The organism is Empedobacter sp. UBA7252 (assembly GCF_002472765.1).
Classification (GTDB): domain Bacteria; phylum Bacteroidota; class Bacteroidia; order Flavobacteriales; family Weeksellaceae; genus Empedobacter; species Empedobacter falsenii_B.
The window spans coordinates 17,666-28,980 of the sequence record NZ_DKSQ01000037.1 but is presented as its reverse complement, the minus strand read 5'-3'; the positions used below and the strand labels follow the sequence as shown (position 1 = coordinate 28,980).

General features: G+C 31.6%; 9 protein-coding genes and 1 tRNA gene. 7 read left to right on the top strand and 3 right to left on the bottom strand.

Annotation, left to right across the window (positions count from 1 at the left end; translation table 11 throughout):
• The first annotated feature begins 182 nt into the window (after window positions 1–182).
• The 7 genes from pnuC (at window position 183) to B2X73_RS05095 (ending at window position 5,333) form a co-directional block, all read left to right on the top strand.
• A complete protein-coding gene (gene pnuC, locus B2X73_RS05125) occupies window positions 183–770 on the top strand; it encodes a nicotinamide riboside transporter PnuC (RefSeq protein ID WP_219034749.1) in 588 nt (195 codons plus the stop codon).
• A complete protein-coding gene (locus B2X73_RS05120) occupies window positions 754–1,779 on the top strand; it encodes a hypothetical protein (protein WP_291046102.1) in 1,026 nt (341 codons plus the stop codon). Before pnuC ends, B2X73_RS05120 begins: the two co-directional genes overlap by 17 nt.
• A gap of 28 nt (window positions 1,780–1,807) precedes the next feature.
• Window positions 1,808–1,879 (top strand) — tRNA-Arg (locus tag B2X73_RS05115).
• 64 nt (window positions 1,880–1,943) lie between these two features.
• Window positions 1,944–2,711 carry a sulfite exporter TauE/SafE family protein gene (locus B2X73_RS05110; protein WP_125350137.1) on the top strand — a complete coding sequence of 256 codons (768 nt, stop codon included), beginning with the start codon at window positions 1,944–1,946 and terminating at the stop codon, window positions 2,709–2,711.
• Window positions 2,712–3,503 (top strand): hypothetical protein, encoded by a 792-nt coding sequence (locus B2X73_RS05105; RefSeq protein ID WP_221854784.1) that lies wholly within the window; start codon window positions 2,712–2,714, stop codon window positions 3,501–3,503. It begins immediately after the preceding gene.
• 190 nt (window positions 3,504–3,693) lie between these two features.
• Window positions 3,694–4,308, top strand: coding sequence for a deoxynucleoside kinase (locus tag B2X73_RS05100; protein WP_038333632.1), 615 nt, complete (start codon window positions 3,694–3,696; stop codon window positions 4,306–4,308).
• A gap of 71 nt (window positions 4,309–4,379) precedes the next feature.
• Complete coding sequence (locus B2X73_RS05095) at window positions 4,380–5,333, top strand: EamA family transporter (RefSeq protein ID WP_219034739.1); 954 nt, start codon at window positions 4,380–4,382, stop codon at window positions 5,331–5,333.
• Between the two features lie 96 nt (window positions 5,334–5,429).
• Here B2X73_RS05095 and B2X73_RS05090 read toward each other — a convergent pair whose 3' ends face one another.
• The 3 genes from B2X73_RS05090 to B2X73_RS05080 all read right to left on the bottom strand — a co-directional run.
• Complete coding sequence (locus tag B2X73_RS05090; RefSeq protein ID WP_219034738.1) at window positions 5,430–6,698, bottom strand: ectonucleotide pyrophosphatase/phosphodiesterase; 1,269 nt, start codon at window positions 6,696–6,698, stop codon at window positions 5,430–5,432.
• 76 nt (window positions 6,699–6,774) lie between these two features.
• Window positions 6,775–7,875 carry a serine hydrolase domain-containing protein gene (locus B2X73_RS05085; protein ID WP_286496138.1) on the bottom strand — a complete coding sequence of 367 codons (1,101 nt, stop codon included), beginning with the start codon at window positions 7,873–7,875 and terminating at the stop codon, window positions 6,775–6,777.
• A gap of 264 nt (window positions 7,876–8,139) precedes the next feature.
• Window positions 8,140–11,315 (bottom strand): alpha-2-macroglobulin family protein (locus B2X73_RS05080; protein WP_291095892.1); only part of this gene is annotated, 3,176 nt, incomplete at its 5' end.

The following is an 11,315-nucleotide window of genomic DNA, read 5'->3' as shown; positions in this document are numbered from 1 at the left end:
GAGAAAGCTTTTTTGATTATTAATTAGGAAAACTCATCAAAACTTTTCATCTTTGCCTTTCAATGGGGTGCTAAAAAGCTGAGAATATACCCAAGAACAATTTTGTTCTATACCTGATCCAGATAATGCTGGCGGAGGAATTGATGTTAGCAATAACTTCTATCTCCTCATCAAAACAAATTATGATGAAGGAAATTATTTTACACACAACTTGGCTTGAATGGCTAGGTGTCACATTTTCTATTTTTCAAGTCGTATTGGCGAGATTCAATAATCCAAAAAATTATTTATTTGGAATTGCAGGAATTACATTATCGCTTTTCGTTATGTTCAATTCTAAGCTATATGCCGAGTTCACTCTTAATATTTATTATTTAGTGATGAGCATTTATGGTTGGTTATATTGGCAATTTGGACAACAAAAACACGAAATTGAAATTACGATAACCAACAAAAAAGAATGGGGAGTTGTCTCAGGAATTGTTTTAAGTAGTTTTACCATTTTTTATTTAACACTTACACATATCACCGATTCTGACGTTCCAATTTGGGATTCAATCGTAAGCGCATTTGCATGGGCTGGTATGTGGTTAATGGCAAAACGTAAACTCGAAAATTGGATTTTGTTGAATATTAGTAACATTATTTCAATTCCATTAATGATTCACAAAGATTTGTATTTATATGCTATTTTATCGTTGATTTTATTCTGTGTGGCGATTTCTGGATATTTTAATTGGAGAAAAATTTTGAATGAAAATAATGCTTGATATTCCCAAAATTCAAAAAGAATTATTGAATAAAGAATCCTTTAATCAAGTAGTTCTCGATCATATTTATACTCAAAATTGGTTGAATATTTGGGTTCCGAAACAATACAATGGACTTGGCTTACATTTTTCTGAAGGATTAAAAATTCTTCAATCAGTTGCTAAAATTGACGGAAGTTTAGGTTGGTTTATAACTCTTTGTAGTGGAGCAAATTATTTTTCTCGAAATCTAAAACCCGATATTGCTTATAATTTATTTTCATCACAAAAAACGTGTTTTGGTGGAAGCGGAATGCTTGGTGGAACTGCTGAAAAAGTTGGAGATAAATATATCATAAACGGTTTGTGGCATTATGCAACTGGCGCTCCTTACCTCACTCATTTTACATTAAATGCGAAAATAATCGAAGATGGAAAAGAGAAATTGGATAAAAATGGTGAACCAAAGTTTTTGTCATTTATTTTAAATAAATCTCAAGTTAAATTAATTTCAACTTGGAAATCAATGGGAATGGTTGCTACATCTTCTCATAGTTTTGAAGTAGAAAATGAAATCGTTCATCAAGATTATAGTTTTATTTATAATGAATTTTATAGTGATGATTTGGTCGAAAAAATACCTTTCCGAATTTTTGCTGATTTAACTTTATTGGTAAATTATCTTGGAATGGCAGAACATTTTATCGAAAAAAGTTTAGAGATTATTCAATACCAAAAACAAACTAATTTTGATAATTTCGTTATTAAATCAACTTCGAAAACTATTGAATTTGCTAAAACAATAGAAAATTTATTGACAAATAATTCTCCTATTTCAGAAGAAATCGAAACTGAAATTCATTCATTTGGAATAGAAACTGTTGAGAAAATCACTCAATTTATCATTGAAATTTATCCACAACTTGGAATTAAAGCTTCAAAAATAAATGAAGAAATCAATCAAATTTTCAGAGATTATTTTACCGCAACCCAACACCGAAATTTTAGACAAAATATTCAACTCAAATAGTCTATTTATCTATATTTGCAAAACTTTTGGCTGCGTAATTTAATGGATAGAATATCAGATTCCGGTTCTGACAGTATGAGTTCGAGTCTCATCGTGGCTACAATTTTTAATAATTCCTTCATTATTTATTATTTCTCTTATACATTTGCCAAAATTTTTCAGTTTTGGAAATCGAGATTTTATTCTATTTATGCATGGCAGCTTTTTGCGCTGGCTTCATCGACTCTATTGTTGGTGGTGGTGGATTAATACAAACGCCATTATCACTTGCTTTTTTACCTAATTTACCTGTTTCAACAGTAATCGGAACGCTAAAAATTCCAGCATTTAGTGGAACAGCTTTAGCAACTTCACAATATCTAAAAAAGGTAAAAATAGATTGGAAACTTTTCACGATTATGGCTATATGCGCATTTGTTTCTGCTTTTTTAGGATCACAATTGTTAACGGTTATCAATAATGATTTTATGAAGCCTGTTTTGTTAATCATTTTGATTGTTTTAGCCATTTACACTATTTTCAAGAAAGATTTTGGACAAGCAACCGAGCGTAAAATTCCTTACCACATTGCGATTATCAATGGTTGTATTGTGAGTATTGCAGTTGGTTTTTACGATGGTTTTATTGGTCCTGCAACTGGAACTTTCTTTATTTTGGGATTCGTAACACTTCTTGGTATGGATTTTTTGAAAGCTAATACTAATGCAAAACTGATCAATTTAGCAACTAATTTTGGTTCGATTTGTTTGTTTTTAATCAAAGGGCAAATTATCTGGAAAATAGCTTTACCAATGGCTATTTGCAACGCTTTAGGAGGTTTTATTGGAGCAAAATTAGCCATCAACAAAGGGAATAAATTTATTCGATACATATTTATTTTGGTAATCCTACTCTCAATTTGTAGATTTGGTTATGAAGTAATTTTCAAGTAAATGAAAACCATTTTTTCAATTATTTTTGTTTCTGCATTTATCACTGTTTTTTCTCAAAAGTTTGAGTTAAAAGATTCAGTTTTGATTGAAAATAAAACAATCAAATCAATTGATACTGATCTAAATAATTCGATTTATTTGATTTCAGATACTAGAATTGAAAAAATATTTCAGTCGAAAAAGAACAAAAGTATTGATCTCAAAAATATTATTACTTCAGTTGATGTCAATAATCCACTTCGAGCTTATGTGTATTCAAATTTTAATCAACTCACTATTTTAGACGAAGATTTGAATCCTATTCAGGATATTGTAAAGATTAAATCTAACGATTTTATGCCTGCAGCATTAAAAGTTGTTGACACGCAATTTTGTTGGTTTTATGATTTAATCGGGAATAAAATTGTTTACTATAATTATCAGTTACAAAAACCAATTCTGACATCAAAACAAATTTATTTGAAGTATAATGATCAATCAATCGATAAAATACATGTGTACAAAAATTTGGTGTATTTAAAAGGTCAGAAAACAATTTATGTTTACGATGATTATGGAAATTTCAAATCTAATTTTGAATTTGACACCAATCAGCAACCTTTTTATTTTTATAAAGATGTTATTTTCTATATAAATGACAATAAACTAATATCAAAAAATATTGTTAATCAAAATTTGACGACTTTTATCGATTTAGAAAATGTAAAAAGTTTTGCGTTTAGCGAAAAAAATCTTTATACTTTGGTCGAAAATAAAATTTACACTTATACTATTTTAAATACAAATAATTAATAATAAACTATTTAATCAATTAAAACTAATTACTAATCCTTATTTATTTTTAATTTATAATTGAATAAAAATTCATAAATCAATCGGAATAATTTTTTTCTAAAAAAAGATTTTTCTATGAGTCGCTAGCTTAGATTTTGTTTTGAAAATTAAGCTTTAGTATATTTGCAAACGTTAAAATAATTGGAAAATGCATATCGCCATAGCCGGAAATATTGGAGCAGGTAAAACTACTCTAACAAACCTTTTAGCAAAACAATACAACTGGACAGCTCAGTTTGAAGATGTAGAAATGAATCCGTATTTGGATGATTTTTACAACGACATGGAAAAATGGGCGTTCAATCTTCAGATTTATTTCTTAGGAAGCCGTTTTAATCAAGTAAAAGAGATTAGAGAAAGCGGAAAAGACATTATTCAGGATCGTACAATTTACGAAGATGCGCATATTTTTGCGAGTAACTTGAACGATATGGGATTATTGTCTACAAGAGATTATAACAACTATTTACGTGTTTTTAATTTGATGACAAGTTTTGTAGAAGCACCAGATTTATTGATTTATCTTAAAGCTTCAATTCCTACATTGGTTTCGCAAATTCAGAAACGTGGTCGCGATTACGAAAATTCGATTAGTATTGATTATTTGAATCGTCTAAACGAGAAATACGACAAGTGGATTTCGAATTATAAAGAAGGAAAAGTGTTGGTAATCGACGTGGATAATTTAGATTTTGTTGAAAATAAAGAAGATTTAGGATTCATTTTCAATAAAATAGAAGGAGAAATTAACGGACTTTTTTAGTCAGAAAAAATAAAGTAACTTGCACGGCTTGATTTTAAATTTAATCAGGCCGTTTTTTTGCGTAAAAAATTATGGAAAATAAAAGTATTTTGAAGGGAGTTTTGTTCGTTGCAATGGGCGCTAGCTTCTACGGAATGTTAGCAACATTTGTAAAAATTGCATACGATCAAGGCTATACGACTGCCGAGGTAACAACTTCTCAGTTTGTATTAGGAATTTTGATTTTGGGAATCATCAACTTATTTATGATGAGTAAAAAAGATTTACCAAAGATTGAACAAAAAGATAAAAAAAGGTTGATTCTTGCTGGAACTTCGTTAGGTTTCACAAGTTTATTTTACTATCTAGCGGTACAATATATCAATGTGTCAATCGCAATTGTATTGTTGATGCAAACGGTTTGGATTAGTATTTTGGTTGAGAGTATTTTGGGAAAACAATTTCCTTCTGCCAAAAAATTAATTGCAATGGTTTTGGTATTATTTGGAACTGTTTTGGCAACAAATTTAATCAACCAAGAAGTCGAGTTAAATCCTAAAGGATTGTTTTGGGGATTTTTAGCAGCTTGTTCTTTTACGACTACCATGTTTACATCGAATAGTTTAGCCAATTATTTACCAGCTTATAAAAAAAGTTTGTGGATGCTTTTTGGAGGTTCTATTATTGTGTCTCTATTTTTGTTTTTTAGCCAAATCGGACCTTATTACTTTGATGGTTTAATGAGCTTTTACAACAACTTTTCAAATGATGTAAATGGAATTCATGCATTCAATTTTAGCATTTTTTATACTTGGGGATTACCGTTGGCAATTTTCGGAACTGTCTTACCTCCTATTCTTTTAAACAAAGGTTTTCCGCACACAGGATTAGGTTTGGGAAGTATTGTTTCTTCGTTAGAATTACCCGTTTCAGTAACCATGGCTTTTGTGCTTTTACATGAACAAGTACTCGCAATACAATGGACAGGAATCGCCGTTATTATTTTTGCTATTATTATATCAAATCTGAATTTTAAGAAAAAATAAATTCAAAATGACGAATTCTTATAAGTCAATGAAAATTCAATAACAAAAAAAGCCAACTCTTAATAAGTTGGCTTTGTATTTTGAGTAAAATCTAAATTATTTCACCAAAATTTTATTGGCTAATTGATTTGTTCCATCAATTTTTTCTTGAATTGGTAAACCTAATATCTTCGCAAGCATTGGATAGATTTCTGTATTTGGAAAAACTTTAATCTCTTTACCAGACTTAATATTTGGTCCCCAAGCCATAAAAGTCGCTTTCATTTCTGGCGTTTCTTTTACATAAAAACCATGCGAACCTTTCGGTGCATTTTTGTTTGAGAAATAGTTTGGAGCATGTGCAATCAAAATAATATCTCCAATACGATTGTATCGATCATTCTTTTTATCAAAATGATATTTAGATGGGACATTTGTTGTTTTATACACTTCGAACGTATTATTCTGAACTGCTTTTATTTCTTTGTAAATTGATTCGATATCATTTTTATCTTTTACAAAAAGACTTACATAAGAACCATTTGAAGCAACTTGTACTTTTGATTCATCAATTTTAATTGGCAATTTCAATGGATTTTCATCATCAATTCTTGTCATTCCATGATCAGAAACAAAAACAAAATTCACTTTCAAACCTGTTTTTGCAACCTCATCATTCAATTTCTTGATTGATTGATCTACAAATTGTACAGCTTCCTTTGTTTCAGGTGCATCAGGACCAAAAGAATGCCCTGCGTGATCTACTTCCGGAAAATAAAACGTAATTAAATGTGGACGTTTTTCAGCTGGTAACTCCAACCAATTTACAACTTGCTGAATACGGTAATCAATTGGTGATTTTTCCGAATACTTGTACGAATACGTTGGGAACATACCATTAATAGGCGCTTCCGAACCTGGCCAATAGTAACAAGCAGCTAACATTTTGTTCTGTTCTGCAAGGTTCCAGATTGGCGTTCCTCCGTACCATTTCGGATTGATAACTGCATTTCTATTTCCCAATAAATAACGATCACCAACTTCTCTGTCTAACATATTATTTCCTACCAAACCATGATGAATAGGTGTTAAACCAGTTACAATTGTATAATGATTTGGAAATGTAACAGAAGGAAAAGACGGATACATGGCATCTGCTTTCACTCCATTTTTAGCCAAAGCTAATAGATTTTTAGCTTCATGTTTTTGAGCATAATCATAACGAAAACCATCTGCCGAAATCAAGATAACATAAGGTTTATCTTGTTGTTTGGCATCATTTACACGATTTTCGATTACGATTTGTTCTTCGATTTCTTGTGCATTTGCTGTAACTGAGAACGTTAAAACAATTGCAGAAAATATACTAAGTATTGATTTTTTCATGCCTCAAATTTAGAAAGTTTTATACTTAGAATGAATTAAAAAAATGTCAAATCTTATGAGAAAATTATTCAAAATTCTAACTCTTCTTCATCAACAACTTCAGAAATTCTTTTCCAATAAAAGGATTAATGATATGTTGAAACCCTTTTTGCAAGATAAAAACTGTAATTGTCGCATTAGTTTCTGGCGAATAAATCACATCTGTTCCCCACCAACCACCATGATAATAGGCATTGAATCCCATATCAAAATGATAAATTCCCAAACAATATTTCGATTGATCCGAAGGTAAAACATATGTTGACATCGAATCCAAAATTTGTTTATTCTGAATAATTTTCCCTTCAAACAAATACTGAAAAAACAGAGCCGATTCTTTCGCTGTCGAAGCTATTCCACCACCACCATACAAATCCCACGAAGGATCTAAATCATACGAATCCCACTTGTATTTATCTGCATATTGATGCGCAAGCGGAAGTGTTTTCGAAGGATATTTCTCCAAATCGATAAACCACGTTTGTGTCAAACCTAATTCTTTATACTTTAACAAATCTCGAATTACTTTGTAAAATGGTTGACGCGTTTTTTGTTCAATAATTTCTGCTAAAAGCAAATAATTGATATCACCGTAACTAAACTTTTCTCCTACTTTTTGTGGACTTCCGATTTCCATTGCTCGTTTTATTTGTTCCTCCTTCGTCCATTTATATTGCGGTCGCTGATTAACTAATTCAAAATACGCATCATCGACATAATCTTGTATTCCAGAAGTGTGCGACAACAAATGTTTGACTGTTATCGTATTCAAATCATAACCATCTTTTTCGAGCAATTGACGAGTCTTCTTAGACAATAAATTCTTGATCGATTGGTTAATTCTAACTTGACCTTTTTCTACCAAACGCAAAATTGCAGCAGCTACATAAGGTTTGGTATTACTTGCGATTAAAACCGGTTGTTGGCTGTTTAAAATTTCGTTGGTTTTAATATCCAAAACTCCTTTTGCATAACTCCACGAAATGTTTTGTTCTGGTGCTTCAACGTGAACAATAATTCCGACAGCGTTTTTATTTTTTTCGTAAATCGAATCTATTTTAGATTGAAAAATGGTTTGCAGCTGCGCAAATCCGATAAAAGGAATGAGTACAATATTGAGTAGAAGTCTTTTCTTCATTTAGTGTTATTTGATTTTAAAGATAAATAAAATCTTGAATTGTATGTGATACGCTTAACGTTTTAAGTTGTACGTAATATGTTTTACAAAGTGTAAAATTCGAAACACTAATCTCGTAACTCACGCAACTCATAAATCAAAAGAAAGCTAAGCAGGAATTACTAAACTCTTGCTTAAGAGTTCACCAACTCTTAGGTATCTTTTAACCAAAATAAAGGCAAGATTAAAAATCTTGCCTTTATTATTAAACTTACAAGTTAAAATCTATTTAATTTCAACACGAATTCCTTCACTTTGCGCACTCAATTCTGGTGCATACATATTTTGCATCGATGTAATTCCGTTCGAGAAATTACCTGCATTATTCGCTTTCAAATCATATTCGAAAACATATGTTCCTTTTCTCATGTAATCCGAAAAGAAATTAGTTGCAGCATCTCTTGTGCTTTCGTAATATCCAAATTCGCCTTTCCATTTGTAACCAGAAAGTACATTCACAGGTTCGAAACCACTTGCACGCATATCTTTGATGTGTACAAACTGCATGTTGCGATCAACAGAAATCTCTAATCGAACAGTTACAATATCACCAACTTTTATCGGTGTTGACGTTGTAATTTCTTTCAGAATTGGACCATTTGCAGAATTCGATTTAACAAATAATTTCTTGTTGAATTTAATTCCAGTTTCAGCAGATTTTATTTTATCTAAATCTTCAAAATATTGCCAATACATCGCTCCCCAAGCAACACCTGGAGAAGTTTTCGAAACTTCAACTTTACCCATTTCAGGTTTAATTTCTTCTTTGTTCCAAGAAGTTTTTACATAACCCGAACCAGCTTGCGCATTGTTATCTAAATTAATTTTTTGATTTCCGATCTTCACTTCAATTCCTTTCTCTGCATCTATCCAAGATTTTCCGAAATTCATTAAAGCATAAACCGCTTTTGTCGTTGCTTTTGTCGAATTCCACTGATTTGTTTGACGATTTTTCAATAACCAAACTTTCATTTCTTCGACAGATTTTTCATCTTTTGTTACCTCGTCAAATGCTTCGATTAACAACGATTGTGTTTCTACAGGCGCTTGATACCAAAACCAACCCGGTTGATTTTCTTTCCAATACATACCCATTTCATCCGATTCTACTGCTTTTTCTTTGATCGAATTGACTACAATCTTAGCAGCAGACTGCATTCCAAAACGATTCATCACAATTGCAGCCATTGCTTTTTGTTGCAACGACAACTCTAATTTTGTATCATTTAGATTCTTTAACATCGCTGTTTTCATTTCTTCCAATTCTTTCGACATCGGATAATCTTCTAAGAAAAACGAACGCGCATATAAATAATGTAAACCGTCTGAATACGTAACATCCTTGAATGATTTTTGATCTTTTTTGAACTCTTTGAAACGTTTTAAATTCTCATCATCAATAAACTGAATCGCTTTTTTGATTAATGGATTTACATCTATTTCAAATGCTTTGAAATTCACATCCATTTTCTTCATATTTCCGAAACCAGAAACAATATGCGTTGTGATATATTCGTTTGGACGACCACCGTCAAACCAAGCAAAGCCACCATTTGATTGTTGTTTATCCGATAATTTTTGGAAAGCCGATTTCATTTCCGTTTGCATTTGATTCAATTCAAATAAAACTGCAATTTGCTTCATTTGCTCTTCTTCGCTTTCTGCATTTTTCATCCAAGGCGTTTCTTCTAAAATGATATTTTTCAATTCTTGGTTCAATTGTAATTTTGATTTCAATTCACCTTTTTTGTTCCAATCATCAAAAACAGCTTTAATTTTTGGATTTGAATTGATCACTTTTTCTGAAATCATATTTCCATATAAACGCGAGAACACTTGCTCTGCACATTCGTAAGGATATTCGCGCAAATAAGGCAACGAGAAAACTGCATACCAAATCGGATTCGTTGTCATCTCGAATGTTAATTTGAAATTATCTAACGAAGTCGATTTATTGTTGATCATGTTATCAAATTGGAACGATTTCTTTTGACCTTCTTTCACATAAATCGGCAACGTTTCTGTCACCATCATACGATTTGTCAAAATTGGTAAAGCCGATTCTTCACCATCCGAAAAATCTCCAGCCGAAGCCACCACACGATACACAACTGCTTGTACATTTTTCGGAACATCAATTGTCCACGTCACTTGATCCGAGCTTCCTTTTGCAACAGAGAAATTCTGAACTGCATTTGTCAATTTGAATTGTGCATCAATTGGTTGATTGGTAAACGCATCAAACAACATCAATTTCGCAGAACCATTTAATACCTTATCTGATAAATTATTAATCTTAGACGAAACCGAAATTTGATCGCCTTCACGTAAGAAACGTGGCATATTTGGCACAACCATCAAGTCTTTTTGCGTGCGAACATTTTGCTCCAAATAACCTGTTTTAAGGTCTGGCGTATGTGCAATTGCCATAAATTTCCATTCTGTTAAACTTTCTGGCGTAGTAAATTCTATAATAATATTTCCTTTTGCATCTGTTTTTAAGTTTGGATAAAAGAAGGCTGTTTCATTTAAATTTGTACGCGCTTTTACATTATCTAAAGTTGCGTTTGCCTCTTTTTTAGTTGTAATAATCACTACTCCATTTGCTCCTCTTGCTCCATATAAAGCAGTCGCCTCTTCTCCTTTCAATACATTCATAGACTGAATATCATCTGAATTAAGTTCTGGCATTATATCATACACAACTCCATCTACAACATAAAGTGCATTTGAAATTTCGGCAGAAGAAACTCCACGAACTGTTACATTTGCAGAAGCTCCAGGTTCTCCTGCTTGAGTTGAATAACCTAACGATTTCTTATCTCTTGTAATTCCTAAAGCTGTTACAACAGAACCTTCTAAACTTACATCAGCAGCAGCCCCCATTTGTACCTCAACATGAATTTCATTTTCTGATACTTCTTTTATTTTTACACCTGGCGCAACAGACTTCATCATCATACGATTCATGCGATATTGATTGAAACCAAAATCAAATAAATTAAGGTCTAATCCTGCATATCCTCTTGCATAAAAATCATAATTTGTACGATAATAAATTGCTCGAGATTGATTTGTTATATAAAATTGATATAGATTAAAAGGGTTATTTCTTCTTGAATTTGTAAAATCATACACATTAAAATCTAATGAATTTGACGCAAATTGATCCAACGAAGCGTCGTACATACTTGTTAAAACCTCAGCTGAAACTTTATCTTTATTTGGTCCTTCAATTTTTAGTTGCCATTTTTCTTTTGCACCTGGCGTCAATTTATCACGTAAAACTTCAGCCGTAACTTTCAGTTGTTTATTGGTAAACGGAACTGCCAAATTAAGACTCCCTGTTTGCACATCATTGAATTTCGTCATGGCATAATTCACATAAATTCCACCGCGAT